A 17,450-nucleotide genomic window follows, 5' to 3' on the forward strand; every position below is an offset into this window, starting at 1 on the left:
AGTATGGAACACTTGCTCGCTGCTGAGTCGATACCAACCCTGGTGTTGGCGCTGATACTTGGCGCTGTTATCGGCAGCTTTTTGAATGTTGTTATTAGCCGGTTACCCATTCAGTTACAGCGACAATGGCAGCGTGAATGTGCTGAAATGAACGGCACTCCATTAAAAGAGCTGGATCACTTTTCTATTGCGGTTCCCGGCTCACACTGCCCTGAGTGTAAAACCTCTATAGCCTGGTACGACAATATACCGCTGCTGAGCTATTTGGCATTACGTGCCCGGTGTCGCCACTGCCAGACCCATATTCCGCTAACCTACTGGCTGGTTGAGCTTATCAGTTGTGTGGCCTTTGGACTGGTCGCCTGGCACTTTGGTTTTAGTCTTCCGGCCTTGGTTTATGTCACAGTGTTTTCGCTGCTCATCTGCCTGTTTGTTATTGACTGGAACCATCAATTATTGCCCGATCAGCTAACTTATCCGCTGCTTTGGATTGCCTTGCTCTGGTCATTGTCACCTGCCAGTGAACTCTCACCTGACTCTGCCATTATAGGCGCCGTAGCAGGATACCTGAGTCTATGGAGCATCTACTGGGCGTTCAAACTTGTTACCGGGAAGGAAGGAATGGGTTACGGCGATTTTAAGCTGCTGGCCGGCATTACCGCTTTTACCGGTGCAACTTTGCTGCCGGTTACCATTCTTGCCAGTTCAGTTTGCGGTGCCATAGTGGGCTTAGTCATAATACGCGGCAAAGGCCGATCACAGCCAATACCCTTTGGCCCGTTTTTAATTGGCGGCGGCATACTCAGCTACTTCTTTGGAACGGAGTTACTCTTTAGCTATTGGCACTGGTTAGGGGGCGTTTAAAATGACCTATGTTGTCGGTGTAACCGGAGGTATTGGTAGCGGCAAATCTGCAGCTACCGCTGAATTCGAAAAGCTGGATATTACCGTCGTCGATGCCGATGTCGTTGCCCGTCAGGTTGTTATGCCAGGAACTCCTTGCCTGCAGGCAATTGCAAAGCATTTTGGAAACCAGTTATTGACTGAAGGTGGTGAGCTTAACCGCAAGGCGTTACGCCAAAGAGTCTTTTCTAACCCTCAGGAAAAGGAATGGCTGAATAAGTTGCTCCACCCCGCGATAAGACAAGAGATCATCAGTCAGCTTGAACAAGCTGACTCTCCCTACGTGATTTTGTCAGCTCCCTTGTTGTTGGAAAACGGTCTGGAAAAATACTGCCAGCGAGTGCTGGTGGTTGATGTTCCTGAATCTTTGCAAATATCGCGAACTATTCAGCGCGATGACAGTCCTAAAAAAGAAGTGGAAGCTATTATGAAGGCACAGCTAAGTCGCAGCGAGCGGCTAGAAAAAGCAAATGATGTGCTAAACAATGATGGCAGTCTGGAACAGCTGAAACAGCAGGTACTTCAGTTACATCAGCGCTACCTGGCGGCAACCGTTGCACAGGAAAAGTAATACGCTATTATAGGAACAGAGTTCACCAATCGGCAATCGCATGGCATCGACTGATAAAGACAACATTCTCTACGAATACCCTCTTCAGGAGCGCATGCGAACCTATTTGCGATTGGAGCACGGCTTTGAGCAGCTAAAAGCCAGTCAACTTTGTTTTGAAGAACAAGCGGAACCCTTCTTTAACGCGTTATTCGCCGTTACCGAGCTACTGGAACGCTTTGATATTCGGACCGAACTCAGTAAAGATTTAGATCTCGATAAACAACGTTTGCAAAAATGGGAAGCGCATCCTGACGTTGACCGCGAAGCGTTGCGCAATACCATTCAGGAAATTGAGCAATGTCTTAACCAGTTACAGGATATTCCCAAATACCTACGGCAACTTAAAGACGATGCCCTGCTAGCCAGTATCAGGCAACGTTTTAGCCAACCCGGCATGAGCGGTTTGTTTGAATTACCACAACTACAGCTTTGGTTAAGCCAGTCCGCTGAAGACAAAGCCAAACAATGCGAAGAGTGGCGCAAGACCTTAGCTTTTGTGGAGTTAGCTATCACACTGAAGCTGACACTGTTACGCGAGCAATCTGTTTTTGTTCCCATGCAGCTACAAAATGGTTTCTTACAGGAAAGTTCGGATCAGCTACTGGCAATGTTGCGCATTAAAGTTCCTCGCTCAGCCAATATTTACCCTGTCATTAGTGGGCACAGACAACGTTTTACGGTACGATTCATGCCCTTACCGGGGGAGACTAATGAAACGTCCCTTCAAGACATTGAATTCGAAATCGCAAGGTGTAGTCCATGAGTGTTAGCGTTAACTGCCCAACCTGCCAAAAACAAGTTGAATGGTCAGAAAAATCACCCGCCCGCCCCTTTTGCAGTGAGCGTTGTAAACTGATTGATTTGGGTGAATGGGCTAACGAAGAGAAAAGTATTCCTGGTGAGCCTGTTGTCATTGCTAATGATGATTACAACAACGACGAACAGGATTATTAATAGGCGTTTAAAGACTGCATAATGCATTCAACAATGGGCTGGTTAGCTTCAGGAAACTGAAATGCGTCAAGTTGGTTTTTATCAACCCAACACCAGTCCTGACCTTCTAACTGACGCACCTCACCGTCGTAAGCAAGTACCCACCAGACATCGAGTAAGACCCGTTTATCTTTATACTGATGTTCGATAACCGTTAGTGGCGCCATATCGGTCACATCAATACCGCACTCTTCTTTTAGTTCGCGTTGCAGGGCTTGCTGGACATTCTCGTCGGCCTCGACTTTACCGCCCGGGAGTTCCCATTTTCCACCCTGATGTTGTTCAGGATGACGTTGGGCGATAAAAATTTCACCCTGTTCATTCTCAATCACGCCCACTGCAACATGTACAGCAGGCGATGCTTCGGTTTTCATAGTAACCTACAGTTTACCGTGACAGTGTTTATACTTTTTACCAGAACCACAAGGGCAAGGTTCATTACGACCCACTTTCGCGCCTTTACGAACAGGTTGTCCCTGTGCGTCAGCATTGTTTTGCTGAGTTGGCTCTTCTCCAGCAGGACCGCTTTGCTCATGCCGGAACTCACGAGGAGCACTATCCGCTGCCTTACGTTGTTCATCAACCGCATCGACGTCTTCCGGAGCCCGAACCTTAACCTTACTTAAAATGGTTACCACGTCGAGCTTCAATGCCTCCAGCATATCGGTAAAGAGCGCAAAGGCTTCTTTCTTGTATTCTTGCTGAGGGTTTTTCTGTGCATAGCCTCGCAGGTGAATCCCCTGACGCAGGTGATCCATTGCTGCCAGATGCTCTTTCCAGTGTTGGTCGAGGCTTTGCAGCATAATAGACTTTTCGAAACGGCGTAAAACTTCCGGCCCAACCATTTCTTCTTTTTCCTGATAGGACGCAATCAGTTTTTCCAGAACACGTTCGCGCAGAACTTCTTCGTGGAAATGCTCTTCCTCTTCCAGCCATTTCTGTAATGGTACGTCTATGTGGAAGTCACCGCGCAGGCGTTCTTCCAGACCTTTTAAGTCCCATAACTCGGCTAAAGACTGAGGCGGAACGTACTCGCTAATAACGCTGTTGATAACATCTTCGCGAATAGCAACGATGGTCTCAGAAATATCGCCTTCATCCAGTAATTCATTGCGCTGTTCATAGACAACGCTGCGCTGATCATTGGCAACGTCATCGTACTCCAACAACTGCTTACGCACGTCGAAGTTACGGCCTTCCACTTTACGTTGAGCATTTTCAATGGCACGAGTTACCCAAGGGTGTTCAATTGCTTCGCCTTCTTTCATGCCTAAACGCTTCATCATGGTAGCCATTCGCTCTGAAGCGAAAATGCGCATGAGCGAATCTTCTAACGACAGATAGAAACGCGACGAACCCGGGTCACCCTGGCGACCGGCACGACCGCGCAGCTGGTTATCGATACGACGTGATTCGTGACGCTCAGTACCGATAATATGCAAACCACCGGCTTCAATAACAGCATCATGCAGTTTTTGCCATTCTTGTTTTATCTTTTCAATTTTCTCGTTGGTAGGCTCATCCAGCTTTTCAACTTCAGCCATCCAGCTACCACCTAACACGATATCGGTACCGCGACCGGCCATGTTGGTTGCGATAGTCACCGTACCCGGACGACCTGCCTGAGCGATGATATCTGCTTCTTTTTCGTGGAACTTAGCGTTCAATACCGCGTGAGGAATTTTCTTCTTCTTCAGCAGGTTCGACAACAGTTCAGAGTTTTCGATAGATACCGTACCCACCAATACCGGTCGCTTCTGCTTACGGCACTCCTCGATATCTTCAGCTATCGCTTCGTATTTCTCCAACGTAGTCAGATAGATAAGGTCTGCTCTGTCATCGCGGATCATAGGTTGGTTGGTTGGCAGTACGATAGTTTCCAAGCCGTAAATAGACTGGAACTCAAAAGCTTCAGTATCAGCTGTACCTGTCATACCCGCCAGTTTGTTATACAAACGGAAGTAATTCTGGAAAGTAATAGAAGCTAAGGTCTGGTTTTCATTTTGAATTGGAACGCCTTCTTTGGCCTCGACGGCCTGATGCAGACCTTCGGACCAGCGGCGGCCTTCCATAGTACGACCTGTATGTTCATCAACAATAACGATTTTGTCGTCTTTAATGATGTAATCAACGTCTTTCTGAAACAGGTGATGCGCACGTAATGCCGCGTTAATATGGTGCAGTAAGCTGATGTTGGCCGCCGAATACAGCGAATCGTCCGCTTCCAACATGCCTTTCTCTTTCAACAGCTCTTCAATGTGCTCTTGTCCGTGTTCGGTCAGGTGCAACTGCTTAGCTTTTTCATCGATAGTGAAGTCACCGTCGCCTTTTTCTTCTTCCGTATCTTCTTTTTCCTGGCGCACCAAATGGGGAACCAGTTCATTCATTTTACGGTACATTTCCGAGCTGTCTTCGGCTGGCCCGGAAATAATAAGCGGTGTACGAGCTTCATCAATTAGAATTGAGTCAACTTCATCGACCAGAGCGTAGTTTAATTCGCGCTGGACTCTGTCCTGTGGAGCAAAAGCCATGTTGTCACGAAGATAGTCGAAGCCAAACTCGTTGTTGGTACCGTAGGTAATGTCTGCCTGATAAGCCGCTTTTTTATCTTCCGGTGCCATGCCCGGAATATTAAAGGCAACTGTCAGCCCCAGAAAGTCGAATAATGGCTGGTTGAACTCAGCGTCACGCTTTGCCAGATAGTCGTTCACCGTAATGATATGAACACCTTTACCAGGCAACGCATTTAAATAAGCTGGCAGGGTTGCAGTTAAGGTTTTACCTTCACCGGTTTTCATCTCAGCAATGCGATTATCATTCAGTACCATGCCGCCAATGAGCTGCACGTCAAAATGACGCATACCGAAGACGCGCTTGCTGGCTTCACGAACCGTTGCAAAAGCTTCTGGTAAAATTTGATCTAAACGCTCACCGTCATTCAGGCGCTTTCGAAACTCTGTTGTTTTCTCTTTTAGCTCGGCATCACTTAACGCTTCAAACTCGGGTTCCAGCGAGTTGATTCGCTCAACGTCTTTCTTCATGGTTTTTAGAATGCGATCGTTGCGACTACCAAATACTTTTCGAAACAGACTGCCTAGCATGAGATTGATTTATCCTGTGTTACTTTCCTGAACAACAAAAGCGGTACCGAAGTACCGCCTACGTTCTAAATTAATTTACCGAGTTATTTTGAGTCAGCTTTGCGATACACAAATTGGTTCGGGTCAATTTGACGGCCATTACGCAAAACTTCGTAATGAACGTGCGGGCCGGTAGAACGACCGCTACTACCCATTTCAGCAATTTGCTGGCCACGGGTAACGACATCCCCTACTGATACCGATAGCTTATCATTATGTCCGTAGCGCGTTTTTAAGCCACCGCCATGGTCAATTTCAACCAACATACCATAACCGTATCGGTCACCTGCCCAGGTGACTACACCTGCGCCGGTAGCAATAATTTTGACGTCTTCATTATAACTGGCAAAGTCTAACCCTTTGTGCATGGCTGGTGTGCCATTAAAAGGGTCCTTACGCACACCATACTGCGACGACAACCAACCATCTGAGATTGGGCGTCCCGCAATATAAGCATCATTATTAAGTTGGTGATTCATCATCACAGATTCAAGTAGTGATAGCTGTTTTTGTTTGTCAGAGATTTGCGACAACATATCTTCAATTTCGCGAATAACGTCTGTACCTGAGCTTTGCGGCAACTCGGCAACTTCAATTTCCGGACCACCTATGGGCAGTTCCTGATTAAAGTTAAACTCGCCGTTATCCAAATTGGCAACGCCAGCTAAACGTTCCCCCAGAGCATCCAGACGACGCATTTGAGCTCTTAATTCACCCAGGTATACCGTCATTGCACCCAAACGCTTTTGGGTATCCTCTTTCAGGTCTTTTAATGCTTGCTCTTGTAGGACAAGCTTTTTCTGCTCTGCAGAAATTTTTGATTGCGCCAGTTCAGGATCGATTCCCTGATACTGCCATGGCTGCCAGCTGGCTAGTCCGATAAAGGCAGCAATGCCAACATAGGACAAAAACCGACGTCGACTTAACCGAATACGAAAACGTACTTTGGAGCCTCGATAAAAGACTGATAAACTCATCTGAACTCTCTTATTATTTGCCTACTACGCAATTATGTCACGACATCCGAAAACCCCATCAGAATGGCTCCGTTCCGGACAACGGACTTTGTCGACAACATTACGACACTATGCACAGTTTGCCGCCCAACTTTCGCATTGGCAACAATTGTTTCAACAATGCGTTGATAAAAACACCAACCAACACTGCCAATTGCTGAATATCCGTGATGGTCAAATGATCATTCAGGTGGATAACGGTAGTTGGGCAACCCGGCTAAAACTTCAGCAAGCGGCCATTATAACGCATTTTCGTGACAATGCGACGGTCCCGGTACAGAGCCTTTCTATTAAGGTGTCTCCGTCAATGAACAGTTTTCAGAAAACGATTAAAAATCAGAAAGATTCAAGCAGTGCGGAGCGTTTGCTGGCAATGGCGGAAGGCTGCGACGAGCCGTTGAAATCGGAGTTAAAAGCGTTGGCGGCAAAGTTTACCGCCAACGATAAAGACTAAGCTGTGGTTGTTGCTGGTGACCAAAAGGCGATAGGCGCTTTTTCCTGCTCACCGTCAAAGGTCACAAATTCCCACGCAGATTCTTGCGCTAATAAAGCCTGAAGTAACTGGTTATTCAGTGCATGCCCTGACTTATAAGCACGCAGGTGACCCAAAATACTGTGCCCCCCCATGTACAAGTCACCAATAGCATCCAACATTTTATGTTTTACGAACTCATCGTCGTAACGTAAACCGTCACTGTTGAGAATGCGGAATTCATCCAGCACAACGGCGTTATCAAAACTGCCGCCTAATGCCAGATTGTTTTCCCGTAAAAACTCAATGTCTTTCATGAAGCCAAAGGTACGAGCACGACTAATTTCCTTAATAAAGGCATTAGCACTAAAGTCGATACTGACTGTTTGCCCTGTGTCTGCAATAGCCGGGTGTTCAAAGTCGATAGCAAAGTCGATACGGAAACCATCGTGGGGTAGCAGTTCCGCCCACTTATCACCGTCTTCGACACGTACCGGCTGTTTGATCCGGATGAATTTTTTCGCTGCTGACTGCTCTTCAATGCCCGCGCTTTGTAGCAGGTAAACAAACGGGTGCGAGCTGCCGTCCATAATTGGAATTTCATGCGAGTCGACTTCGATTATCGCGTTATCAATTCCAACGCCGGCCAGCGCAGCGAGCAAATGCTCGACGGTAGAGATACGAACGTTTTCCTCATTGATAAGACAGGTACACAGCTGCGTATCACGCACCCAGTCGGCCCGTGCTGGAATATCCACCACAGGATCAAGGTCCACACGACGGAATATCAAACCGGTATTAGCCGGCGCAGGACGTAAAGTAAGATTTACTTTATTGCCTTTGTGCAGCCCAACACCCGTGGTTGATATTGCTTGCTGTAATGTACGTTGCTTAATCATGGTACTTGTTCACCTACCTTTTCTATTCGGTTCGCCATGGCTAACGCCAAAGCGGCCGCATATTATACGACATTTGTCATGGTTCGATCAAATTTTATGCATACTTACACAGAGTTACGCCAAATTAATCGACCTGTTTTCGTAAAAATGCCGGAATATCCAGGTAATCGAGTTCTTTATCCTGTTTAGCTTTGGCAGCTGGCTGACGTTTTGGTTCAGCTTTTGCTTCCGTTTGAACCTCTTCCTGCTCTTCGTAACGAGGAGCTGCAGCACCGCGGTCTATGTCGCTACTACGGTATGCTTGCTGAGGTTCGCGCTTAGGCGCGGCCTGGCTGGTATTGTTCACCAGAGAAATATCCGGTTTACGCTCAGCGCCGATGCCGGTTGCAACAACAGTAACGCGCAGTTCGTCTGACATCTCGGTGTCGATAACAGTACCAACAATCACTGTGGCGTTATCCGATGCAAAGGCTTTAACCGTATTACCGACGGTGTCGAGCTCTTCAATGCTCATATCCATACCAGCAGTAACGTTAATTAATACGCCACGAGCACCAGACAAGTCGATGTCTTCCAGTAACGGGCTGTTAATAGCCATTTCTGCCGCTTCCTGCGCACGGTCTTCACCGCTGGCAACACCGGTACCCATCATGGCGGTACCCATTTCCTTCATAACCGCGCGAACGTCGGCAAAGTCAACGTTGATAAGACCCGGACGAGTAATCAGCTCGGCAATACCCTGAACCGCACCCAACAATACGTTGTTTGCTGCGCTGAAGGCATCCAGCAAGCTGGTTCCACGACCCATAACCTTAAGCAACTTCTCATTTGGAATGGTAATTAACGAGTCGACACTCTGTGCCAGTGCGTTAATACCTTCGTCGGCTACGGCCATGCGCTTTTTCCCTTCAAACGGGAAAGGCTTGGTCACAACGGCAACGGTCAAAATGCCCAGTTCTTTGGCAACTTCTGCAACCACAGGTGCTGCACCGGTTCCGGTACCGCCGCCCATGCCAGCTGCAATAAAGACCATATCAGCGCCCTCTAAGTGGACTTTGATGTTCTCGCGGTCCTCTTCTGCCGATTGGCGACCCACTTCAGGGTTGGCGCCAGCGCCAAGACCTTTAGTAATGTCCTGCCCTAATTGAATGGTGACATCTGCCGTATGATTACGCAGAGCCTGCGCATCGGTATTGGCTGCAATAAACTGCACACCTTCAATTGATTCTTTCACCATGTGCTGGACAGCGTTTCCGCCACCACCACCGACGCCAATCACCTTAATGACGGCTTCGCTTTCATAATTGTCCATCAGTTCGAACATAATAATTCTCCCTACCTGCTTTTAACGTGCTACCCCAAGTTAAAACTCACCTTTGAACCAACTCTGCACTTTTTGCCAGAGTCCGATCACGTCAGTTTTAGAGCTTTCTTTTTGTGACACAGCGGCATCTTCCTGCCCATACCGTAACAGTCCCACCGCTGTGGCATAAACCGGATCTTCGACGTAATCCCGCAGGCCTTTCATGCCCAGAGGAACGCCGATACGAACCGGCATTTGAAAAATTTCTTCGGCAAAATCAACGCAACCTTCCATTTTGGCGCTACCGCCGGTAATAACTACTCCGGCTGCAATTTGCTCGTCTAAACCACTTTGCTGGATCTCGTCCCTGACCAGCTCAAACAATTCCTGATAACGCGGCTCTACCACTTCCGACAAGGTATGACGTGACATCACCCGTGACGGACGCCCACCCACCGACGGTACTTCAATGGTGTCTTCCATACTGACCATTTGCCGCAGCGCACAAGCGTGCTTGGTCTTAATTTCTTCCGCGTGGTTGGTCGGTGTACGGAAAATTTTGGCAATATCGCTGGTGACCTGATTGCCCGCCGCAGGAATAACTGCGGTATGACGCAATACACCGCCCGCATATATACAAATATCAATGGTGCCGCCGCCTAAATCGACCAGCGCTACACCTAAATCTTTTTCGTCATCGGTCAGTACCGAGATGCTGGATGCCAGCGCTGAGAAAATCAGTTTGTCCACCGACAACCCGCAGCGCTCAACCGCTTTTATGATGTTTTTCGCCATGTCATTCGCACAGGTAATAATGTGCACTTTAGACTCCATGCGAACACCCGACATGCCAATTGGGCTGCGAATGCTTTCCTGGGAGTCAATCACATACTCCTGCGGTAACACATGCAAAATACGACGCTCTTTTGCAATAGGTACTGACTGTGCGGCGTGAATCACGCTGTCGACATCGTCCTGTGTCACTTCGGCTTCGTTAATCGGTACCATGCCACTTTCGTTCTGGCAGGAAATATGACGGCCGGAAATGTTCAGGTACACCGATGCCACGCGACAGTCAGCCATCAGTTCGGCTTCATCAACAGCACGCTGGACCGACTGAACAACCAGGTTAAGGTCGTTAACGCCGCCTTTGTCCATACCACGCGAGGTCGCTGTACCAACGCCAACAACGCTGATCTCATTATCTGGCAGCAATTCGCCAATAAGCGCCGTCACTTTGCTGGTACCTATATCCAGACCTACAACCATATTGTGTTCCGATGTTTTCGACATAACCGTCTAACTCTCACTTTTTGCTTCACGCCAGGCCACTGCAGCCCCGGTGTCATATCGTAAATCCACAGTATCGATTTCGTTGTTTTTACTCTTTTCATGTTCAACGATGCTGGGAAACACATCGATAAACCGTTTGATTCTCTCTAACGTTGCTTCGCGCCCCAGTTTCACTTCAATTCCCTGAGCTAAAACTACGCTCACGGCAAATCGCTCTGTTAACCTTAGTGCCCTTACCTGAAAGCCATTCACTGCCAACATTTGCTGCACCCGGTTAAATTCTTTCCAGGTTTCCTCTACGGCGTTTTCCGGCCCAAATAACTGCGGCAAAGCCGTATCCACTTGTTCTATATTTGCCCGGAAAACGTCACTTTGCTCATTTATCAGGCGATCACCGTTCCACATGGCTACTGGTTTGTGTTCCGTCACATAAACCGACAATTTGTCAGGCCAGACTTTGCGAATCGAGACTTTTTGTATCCAGGGCAACTGCTCTACCCGGCGCCTTAATTCGTTCACATCTGCCGTAAAAAAACTTCCCAACGGTTCTGCCGTTAAGGCCTTTCTGACCTCTTCGTTGGCGGTATACTGCAACTCGCCTTGTACATTTAATTCAGCTAACGGCACTTGTTGCTCGTCAGTCAGCACCTGGTTTAACTGATAAATACCAACCAAGGCACCTGCTATAGTCAGGCATAGCACTGTCACACCCGACCAAAAGTTCACAGAACGCAGGCGCTGTTCAGCTGCCATCATCAGCGCTCCAGTGTTTGCGCTAAAATGCGCTCCACTAAATCGTTAAAGCTTAATCCGGCGGCTTTTGCAGCCATAGGTACCAGGCTCTTTTCGGTCATGCCCGGAACGGTATTGGCTTCGAGTAAGAACCAGTCGCCATTGCCGCTGCGCATAACATCGATACGCCCCCAACCACTCGCTCCAATAGCTGAAAATGCCCGCTCAGCCAAGCTACGAAGTTTCGCTTCGTCTTCATCACTTAACCCGGCAGGACAGTGATACTGTGTGTCATTCGCCTGGTACTTCGCCTCAAAGTCGTAAAACTCATGCGGTGTCTGCAGACGAATAACAGGTAAAGCATTTCCGTCTAGCAAGCCGATGGTGTACTCAGGGCCTTCAATCCACTGCTCAACCAAAATGTCGTCATCAAACTGTGCGGCATGTTTTAACGCTGCCGCCAGTCGCGGTGCGCTATCGGCACTGCTCATACCAATGGATGAGCCTTCACGTGCCGGCTTAACGATGACGCGTCCGCCAAGCTCTAACAGCAGCGCTTCGGCGTTCACTTGCTCTATTTCTTCTTGAGTAATGACCCGCCAGCTGGCTGTCGGTAGCCCCAAAGCGTGCCAAATTTGTTTGCAACGCACCTTATCCATACCCAGAGCACAGCCAAGAACATCACTGCCGGTATAGGGAATGCCCAGTACTTGTAATGCACCCTGCATAGCGCCGTCTTCGCCACCACGCCCATGCAGCGCGATAAATACTCGTTCGTAACCATCATCAACCAGTTCTTGCAGGCTATGTGCTGCCGGGTCAAATGCATGCGCATCAATACCTTTAGCCACTAAGCCTTTTAATACAGCCATTCCCGATTTTAACGAGACATCTCGCTCGGCCGAGCTACCACCCAGCATGACAGCGACTTTACCAAAGGTCTTAGCGTTCATTGCTCAGCACCTCCGTCGCTATGTTCTTCGCCAGTGCACCAATGTTTCCTGCTCCCTGAGTTAGCAGCAGGTCACCAGCGGCCAACACCGATTCCAGCACTTCCGGCATGTCATCTACGGTTGCGACATAGATAGGGTCTATTTGCCCGCGTTGTCGTATCGAGCGACATAAAGAGCGACTGTCAGCTCCGCTAACCGGAGTTTCTCCTGCGCTATAAACTTCCAGCATCAGCAGGACATCAACTTGCGAAAGTACGTTGACGAAATCCTCATATAAGTCACGCGTCCTTGAATACCGGTGCGGCTGAAATGCCATTACCAGGCGACGCTCAGGCCAGCCTTCGCGGGCGGCCTGTATGGTCGCCGCAACCTCAGACGGGTGATGACCGTAGTCATCCACCAACATCACTTCACCTTGCTCTTTACCCGGCACAGGAAAGTTTCCGTAATGCTGAAAACGCCGTCCAATGCCTTCAAATTTATTTAACGCCGACTGAATTGCATGGTCATTAATGCCTTCGTCTGTGGCTACTGCTACCGCTGCCAGTGCATTCAGTACATTATGTTTGCCCGGCAGATTAAGGCAGACATCTAATGGCTGCAGGCCTTTGCGTAAAATGGTAAAACAACTTTCACTGGCGGTTTGCTTATAGTTAATAGCCCGAATATCTGCGGCTTCACTAAAGCCGTAGGTCATGGTCTGACGACCCAGCCGCGGAATTAAGTCGGCTACCACAGGATCATCAACACACATAACCGCTAAGCCATAAAATGGCAGGTTATGCAGAAACTCAACGTAGGTGTCCAGTAACTTATTAAAGTCACCTTCGTAGGTGTCCATATGGTCCGCTTCAATGTTGGTCACTATGGCGACCATCGGCTGTAAATGCAGGAACGACGCGTCGCTCTCGTCGGCTTCAGCAATCAGGTACTTACTGTTACCTAACCGGGCATTAGAGCCAGCACTGTTCAGCAAGCCTCCGATGACAAAAGTTGGATCGCGATCCGCTTCGGCAAAAATACTGGCAACCAACGAGGTGGTTGTAGTTTTACCGTGTGTTCCGGCTACCGCAATACCGTGACGAAAGCGCATGAGCTCGGCCAGCATCTCTGCACGGCGGACAACCGGTACACGTAACTGGTGAGCTGCGCTGAGCTCCGCGTTATCCGTTTTAATGGCGCTGGACACCACAACCACACTGGCACCTTCAATATTTTCGGCCATATGGCCTAACACGACCGTCGCACCCAGGCTGCGCAGACGCTCGGTATTTGTATTTTCAGCGATGTCAGAGCCTGATATCTGGTACCCCTGGTTCAACAGAACTTCCGCAATACCCGCCATACCGGCGCCGCCGATGCCAACGAAGTGTATTCGCTGTACCCGGCGCATTTCCGGTACGTTCACAATTGTAAATGGCTGTGCGTTGGTTGCGGTCATGCTAGTCATCGCTCTTTTTATATTCCATACATTCATTTGCTAGTCGTTGCGTTGCCTCTGGCATAGCGCACTGACGAGCGAAACGCGCCATTGTCCACAGTTGTTGCCTGTCATGCAATAAACGTTTTAACTGTTGCTGCAATGCACCTTTGCTTACTTCGGTTTGCGGTACTAAAACTGCCGCACCGCGGCTTTCCAGGACTTTCGCATTTGCTGTTTGGTGGTCATCTACCGCGTGAGGCAGAGGTACCAGAATGGACGCGACGCCCATAACAGCCAGTTCAGAAATGGTTAAAGCACCCGCCCGGCATATTACCAGATCGGCCCGGCTAAAGGCTTCGCTCATATCATCAATAAATTCAGCTATGGTAAGCGCTTTTAGAGCCGGTGCATTCCCGTACGCTTTTTCTGTGGCGGCTTCACGGCCCACACCGCACTGATGCACCACATTTAGCTCTACACCATCTAATGCTTTGACGGCTTCCGGTACCGCTTCGTTCAATACCTGCGCCCCTAAACTGCCGCCAACCACCAGTAAATTTAATTCACCGGTCATTTTTGAGTTGTCGGGCTGTTCAGCTGCTTGCTTCAATAAACCGCCGCGCAAAGGGTTACCCACCACCGGATAGCTTTTCCACTGCGGCAAAGCAACAGGCAGGCCAAGCAGGACTTTGTCGGCTTTTGGCGCCAGCAACCGCGTGGTCATACCCGGTATGGCATTTTGTTCATGCACCACTAATGGCACGCCGCAGAGTTTTGCCGCTAAGCCCATTGGGGCACAAACGTAACCACCAAAGGTGGCGACCACCTGCGGCTGAAGCGTTTTAAGCAAACGTCGACACTGCAAAACTGCTTTAGCTAAAGTAAATGGCATTAACAGCTTTCTTTTCAGGCCATGACCGCGCACCCCGGTCATACTAATACTGTGCAAAGCAAAGCCCGCCGCCGGAATAACACGGCTTTCCAAACGACCTTCGTGAGTACCAAGCCAGTCAACTTGCCAGCCGTTATTCCGCATTTCTTCAGCCACGGCTAAAGCCGGGAAGATATGTCCGCCGGTACCTGCGGCTGCGATTAGAACGCGGTTCATTCAGCACCTCCGCGCGGCGCTACTTTGCGACCAGTCATGCGGCGCTCGTGGTCAATCCGTAATAGCAAACCAACGGCTAACGCCGACACAATCAGGCTGTTACCGCCATAACTGACCATAGGCAGAGTTAACCCTTTCGTTGGCAGAGCACCAGAAGCGACACCAATATTCACGAAGGCCTGAATACTGAACCAAACGCTGATACCGTATGCGAGGTATCCACCATAGCGCTGTTCCAGCATTAAACAGCGACGACCAATAACTAATGCCCGCCAAACCAGCATAAGTACAGTAGCAATGACAGCCAGAACACCTAAGAAGCCAAGTTCCTCGGCAATAACTGCCATAATAAAATCGGTATGGGCTTCAGGCAGATACTGAAGTTTCTGAATACTGTTACCCAGGCCTGCACCACTAAACTGCCCTTGTCCGAAGGCAATAAGCGACTGCATTAACTGATAACCGGCACCAAAAGGGTCTTTTTCCGGTTCTAAGAACGTTAATAGTCGCTGCATTCGGTAGGGCTCAACAATAATCAAAAGAATGAGCGCCAACACGCAGGTAAGAAATACCGCGAAGAACTGCCATAACCGGGCACCGGCAAGGAACAGCATAGCGACAGTGGTCGCCGACAGAACCACGACAGTACCGAAGTCTGGCTGCATCAACAGCAATACTGCCGCAATAAACAGCAGGAATAATGGCTTAATAAAGCCTTTGGCAGCTTCGCGCACTTCGTCTTCACGACGGGACAAATAACTGGCCATGTAAATACAGAAAAATAATTTAGCCATTTCTGCGGACTGAATGGTGATGGGTCCCACTTTTATCCAGCGCTGTGAACCATTCACTTCGTGGCCAATAACCAGCACCAGCAATAACATCAGCAAACCAATAAGTAGTAGCTTACCGCTGTGCAAATTCCAGCTTTGCGTAGGAACCCTCAACGTCGCCAACATAACCACTAAGCTGATGACAATATAAACGCCGTGGCGTATTGCAAAATGAAAGGGGTTACCGGTTAGCCGCTCGGCGGTTGGCAGTGAGGCGGATGTCACCATGATAAAGCCAAAAGCCAATAACGACATGGCAAGAACAAACAGCACTCGGTCGTAAAGAGGCTCACTGGTTGTTCCGCGGAACCAGTCGAATAGCTGCTGTAACCGAGTATTGGCCTGGCTCTCCGGTATTTCAAGATTCAGTTGTTCTTCACGCACTGTCGACATAAAGCGCCTCCACTGCCTGACGAAAGCTCTCGCCACGGTGCTCGAAGTTATCAAACTGATCGAAACTGGCACAGGCCGGAGAAAGCAGAACCATATCCCCTGCCTGAACGAGAGACGATGCCAGCTCAACAGCCTGCTGCAGACTCTTAACCTGACGCGAACCGTTGAAAAGCTGCCCTAAACGCGGGCCGTCTTCGCCTATAGTCAGCAAGATATCGACGCGCTCCAGAGTTGACTGCAGCTCCCGGAAGTCGGCACCTTTGCCATGGCCTCCGGCAATAAGCAGCAGACGTCCATTAACCGTTGGCCGAAGGCCTTCGACAGCCGCTGCCGTTGCGCCAATGTTGGTTGCTTTTGAGTCATTAACCCAAAATACACCACCGTCACTGCTGACGAGTTCACAACGGTGTGGCAAACCGTTAAATTCTTTCACTGCATTGGCCGCCTGCTCAACATCAACCCCAATAGCATCACACAACGCCAGAGCGGCCTGCACATTAATTAAATTATGAATGCCCTGCAGTTTTAACTGATCGGCCCTGAGCACAACATTACCGCGGTAGGTAACTGCCACCGGACCACTGGAGCGATCAACATTGCCGGACAATAGTCCAAAATGCTGGGGATGAGCGTCATCGCCAAAGCTCATTAACTTACCGGTGATTGGATGTGGCCAGGTGTCCTGCTGCTGTCTATTTAGTACCCAAGTCTTCGCGTTAGTAAAAATGCGCTGTTTGGCTTTAACGTATTCTTCTATGGAGCTGTAGCGATCCATGTGATCGGCGCTAATATTCAGAAGTGCCGCAGCTTTTAGATTTAAACTGCTTACAGACTCCAGTTGGAAGCTTGACAGTTCCAGCATGACAGCTTCAGGCTGCTCTTTTTGTTGCAGTAACTCCAACACCGGCAGACCAATATTGCCGGCTGCAACCACATTCTTACCGCATTTCTGAGCAATAAACTCAACCATTCGGGTAACAGTGGATTTACCGTTAGAACCGGTTACTGCAATGACGGGTAAATTCGACTCTTGAGCAAAAAGTTCGACGTCGCCAACCACCGGAATATTTGCATCCCGGGCTAAAACTATCGACTCTTCGCGCAGATCAATGCCCGGACTTGTAATAACTAAGTCAGCCGCCAGCGTGTCTTCTAACTCCCAACGACGATTCAGGAATTCAGTATCGCCCAATATTTGTTTGGCTTCGTCGAGACCAGGAGGGTTACTGCGCGAATCGAATACCCGAATCTGAACATTTGCCAGCTTTTTGTCCTGTTGTTTCTTATTTTGTAAATAGCGCAGCACAGAAACCCCGGTCTTTCCAAGACCGAGGACAACAATGTGTTTCATATTCTGCCAGGCTATCTTTTTCATT

The 17,450-nt window shown here is 49.0% G+C and carries 17 protein-coding genes; 5 read left to right on the forward strand and 12 right to left on the reverse strand.

Features of this window, described 5'->3' with window-relative positions:
- Nucleotides 1-3 precede the first annotated feature (3 nt).
- Genes ACP7FG_RS03955 through yacG form a run of 4 tightly spaced genes read left to right on the forward strand, consistent with a single transcriptional unit; the run spans nucleotide 4 to nucleotide 2,470 of the window.
- Nucleotides 4-864 carry a prepilin peptidase gene (locus ACP7FG_RS03955; protein ID WP_439225591.1) on the forward strand — a complete coding sequence of 287 codons (861 nt, stop codon included), beginning with the start codon at nucleotides 4-6 and terminating at the stop codon, nucleotides 862-864.
- 1 nt (nucleotide 865) lies between these two features.
- Nucleotides 866-1,474, forward strand: a complete 609-nt coding sequence (gene coaE / locus ACP7FG_RS03960) for a dephospho-CoA kinase (RefSeq protein ID WP_439225592.1) — start codon at nucleotides 866-868, stop codon at nucleotides 1,472-1,474.
- Nucleotides 1,475-1,514: 40 nt separating this feature from the next.
- Nucleotides 1,515-2,279 carry a cell division protein ZapD gene (gene zapD, locus ACP7FG_RS03965; RefSeq protein WP_439225593.1) on the forward strand — a complete coding sequence of 255 codons (765 nt, stop codon included), beginning with the start codon at nucleotides 1,515-1,517 and terminating at the stop codon, nucleotides 2,277-2,279.
- Nucleotides 2,276-2,470 carry a DNA gyrase inhibitor YacG gene (gene yacG / locus ACP7FG_RS03970; RefSeq protein WP_199494227.1) on the forward strand — a complete coding sequence of 65 codons (195 nt, stop codon included), beginning with the start codon at nucleotides 2,276-2,278 and terminating at the stop codon, nucleotides 2,468-2,470. The genes zapD and yacG overlap by 4 nt, the downstream gene beginning before the upstream one ends.
- On the opposite strand, the gene mutT is transcribed toward yacG, so the two are convergent.
- From mutT to ACP7FG_RS03985, 3 genes are all read right to left on the reverse strand, one after another.
- Nucleotides 2,467-2,883, reverse strand: coding sequence for an 8-oxo-dGTP diphosphatase MutT (gene mutT / locus ACP7FG_RS03975; RefSeq protein WP_439225594.1), 417 nt, complete (start codon nucleotides 2,881-2,883; stop codon nucleotides 2,467-2,469). The two genes, yacG and mutT, sit on opposite strands and share 4 nt — an antisense overlap.
- Nucleotides 2,884-2,889: 6 nt before the next feature.
- Nucleotides 2,890-5,610, reverse strand: coding sequence for a preprotein translocase subunit SecA (gene secA / locus ACP7FG_RS03980; protein ID WP_439225595.1), 2,721 nt, complete (start codon nucleotides 5,608-5,610; stop codon nucleotides 2,890-2,892).
- A gap of 83 nt (nucleotides 5,611-5,693) precedes the next feature.
- A complete protein-coding gene (locus ACP7FG_RS03985) occupies nucleotides 5,694-6,626 on the reverse strand; it encodes a M23 family metallopeptidase (protein WP_054489888.1) in 933 nt (310 codons plus the stop codon).
- Nucleotides 6,627-6,714: 88 nt separating this feature from the next.
- On the opposite strand from ACP7FG_RS03985, the gene ACP7FG_RS03990 reads away from it, so the two are divergent.
- Complete coding sequence (locus tag ACP7FG_RS03990; RefSeq protein WP_224797845.1) at nucleotides 6,715-7,119, forward strand: DUF721 domain-containing protein; 405 nt, start codon at nucleotides 6,715-6,717, stop codon at nucleotides 7,117-7,119.
- On the opposite strand, the gene lpxC is transcribed toward ACP7FG_RS03990, so the two are convergent.
- The 9 genes from lpxC to murD form a co-directional block, all read right to left on the reverse strand.
- Nucleotides 7,116-8,036 carry a UDP-3-O-acyl-N-acetylglucosamine deacetylase gene (gene lpxC / locus ACP7FG_RS03995; protein WP_054489884.1) on the reverse strand — a complete coding sequence of 307 codons (921 nt, stop codon included), beginning with the start codon at nucleotides 8,034-8,036 and terminating at the stop codon, nucleotides 7,116-7,118. The two genes, ACP7FG_RS03990 and lpxC, sit on opposite strands and share 4 nt — an antisense overlap.
- Before the next feature lie 124 nt (nucleotides 8,037-8,160).
- A complete protein-coding gene (ftsZ, locus tag ACP7FG_RS04000) occupies nucleotides 8,161-9,360 on the reverse strand; it encodes a cell division protein FtsZ (protein WP_439225596.1) in 1,200 nt (399 codons plus the stop codon).
- A 39-nt stretch (nucleotides 9,361-9,399) separates the two neighbouring features.
- Nucleotides 9,400-10,632 carry a cell division protein FtsA gene (gene ftsA / locus ACP7FG_RS04005; RefSeq protein WP_054489880.1) on the reverse strand — a complete coding sequence of 411 codons (1,233 nt, stop codon included), beginning with the start codon at nucleotides 10,630-10,632 and terminating at the stop codon, nucleotides 9,400-9,402.
- A gap of 6 nt (nucleotides 10,633-10,638) precedes the next feature.
- Nucleotides 10,639-11,388 carry an FtsQ-type POTRA domain-containing protein gene (locus ACP7FG_RS04010; protein WP_224797842.1) on the reverse strand — a complete coding sequence of 250 codons (750 nt, stop codon included), beginning with the start codon at nucleotides 11,386-11,388 and terminating at the stop codon, nucleotides 10,639-10,641.
- The gene (locus tag ACP7FG_RS04015; protein ID WP_439225597.1) at nucleotides 11,388-12,317 is read right to left on the reverse strand and encodes a D-alanine--D-alanine ligase; all 930 of its coding nucleotides are present in this window, start codon (nucleotides 12,315-12,317) and stop codon (nucleotides 11,388-11,390) included. The genes ACP7FG_RS04010 and ACP7FG_RS04015 overlap by 1 nt, the downstream gene beginning before the upstream one ends.
- Nucleotides 12,307-13,767, reverse strand: a complete 1,461-nt coding sequence (gene murC / locus ACP7FG_RS04020) for a UDP-N-acetylmuramate--L-alanine ligase (protein WP_439225598.1) — start codon at nucleotides 13,765-13,767, stop codon at nucleotides 12,307-12,309. The genes ACP7FG_RS04015 and murC overlap by 11 nt, the downstream gene beginning before the upstream one ends.
- Nucleotides 13,760-14,848 (reverse strand): undecaprenyldiphospho-muramoylpentapeptide beta-N-acetylglucosaminyltransferase, encoded by a 1,089-nt coding sequence (gene murG, locus ACP7FG_RS04025; RefSeq protein WP_439225599.1) that lies wholly within the window; start codon nucleotides 14,846-14,848, stop codon nucleotides 13,760-13,762. The genes murC and murG overlap by 8 nt, the downstream gene beginning before the upstream one ends.
- A complete protein-coding gene (gene ftsW, locus ACP7FG_RS04030) occupies nucleotides 14,845-16,074 on the reverse strand; it encodes a putative lipid II flippase FtsW (RefSeq protein ID WP_224797838.1) in 1,230 nt (409 codons plus the stop codon). Before ftsW ends, murG begins: the two co-directional genes overlap by 4 nt.
- Entirely contained in the window at nucleotides 16,058-17,449 is a 1,392-nt protein-coding gene (murD, locus tag ACP7FG_RS04035) for a UDP-N-acetylmuramoyl-L-alanine--D-glutamate ligase (RefSeq protein WP_224797837.1), read from the reverse strand. The genes ftsW and murD overlap by 17 nt, the downstream gene beginning before the upstream one ends.
- Nucleotide 17,450 lies beyond the last annotated feature (1 nt).

This window comes from Idiomarina sp. ST10R2A5 (genome assembly GCF_051842325.1).
Classification (GTDB): domain Bacteria; phylum Pseudomonadota; class Gammaproteobacteria; order Enterobacterales; family Alteromonadaceae; genus Idiomarina; species Idiomarina abyssalis.

What these genes read in the sequence shown, in the direction of transcription:
- ACP7FG_RS03955 (WP_439225591.1), top strand. Translation starts at nt 4, where the DNA reads ATGGAACACTTGCTCGCTGCTGAGTCGATACCAACCCTGGTGTTGGCG.
- coaE (WP_439225592.1), top strand. Translation starts at nt 866, where the DNA reads ATGACCTATGTTGTCGGTGTAACCGGAGGTATTGGTAGCGGCAAATCT.
- zapD (WP_439225593.1), top strand. Translation starts at nt 1,515, where the DNA reads ATGGCATCGACTGATAAAGACAACATTCTCTACGAATACCCTCTTCAG.
- yacG (WP_199494227.1), top strand. Translation starts at nt 2,276, where the DNA reads ATGAGTGTTAGCGTTAACTGCCCAACCTGCCAAAAACAAGTTGAATGG.
- mutT (WP_439225594.1), bottom strand. Translation starts at nt 2,883, where the DNA reads ATGAAAACCGAAGCATCGCCTGCTGTACATGTTGCAGTGGGCGTGATT.
- secA (WP_439225595.1), bottom strand. Translation starts at nt 5,610, where the DNA reads ATGCTAGGCAGTCTGTTTCGAAAAGTATTTGGTAGTCGCAACGATCGC.
- ACP7FG_RS03985 (WP_054489888.1), bottom strand. Translation starts at nt 6,626, where the DNA reads ATGAGTTTATCAGTCTTTTATCGAGGCTCCAAAGTACGTTTTCGTATT.
- lpxC (WP_054489884.1), bottom strand. Translation starts at nt 8,036, where the DNA reads ATGATTAAGCAACGTACATTACAGCAAGCAATATCAACCACGGGTGTT.
- ftsZ (WP_439225596.1), bottom strand. Translation starts at nt 9,360, where the DNA reads ATGTTCGAACTGATGGACAATTATGAAAGCGAAGCCGTCATTAAGGTG.
- ftsA (WP_054489880.1), bottom strand. Translation starts at nt 10,632, where the DNA reads ATGTCGAAAACATCGGAACACAATATGGTTGTAGGTCTGGATATAGGT.
- ACP7FG_RS04010 (WP_224797842.1), bottom strand. Translation starts at nt 11,388, where the DNA reads ATGATGGCAGCTGAACAGCGCCTGCGTTCTGTGAACTTTTGGTCGGGT.
- ACP7FG_RS04015 (WP_439225597.1), bottom strand. Translation starts at nt 12,317, where the DNA reads ATGAACGCTAAGACCTTTGGTAAAGTCGCTGTCATGCTGGGTGGTAGC.
- murC (WP_439225598.1), bottom strand. Translation starts at nt 13,767, where the DNA reads ATGACTAGCATGACCGCAACCAACGCACAGCCATTTACAATTGTGAAC.
- murG (WP_439225599.1), bottom strand. Translation starts at nt 14,848, where the DNA reads ATGAACCGCGTTCTAATCGCAGCCGCAGGTACCGGCGGACATATCTTC.
- ftsW (WP_224797838.1), bottom strand. Translation starts at nt 16,074, where the DNA reads ATGTCGACAGTGCGTGAAGAACAACTGAATCTTGAAATACCGGAGAGC.
- murD (WP_224797837.1), bottom strand. Translation starts at nt 17,449, where the DNA reads ATGAAAAAGATAGCCTGGCAGAATATGAAACACATTGTTGTCCTCGGT.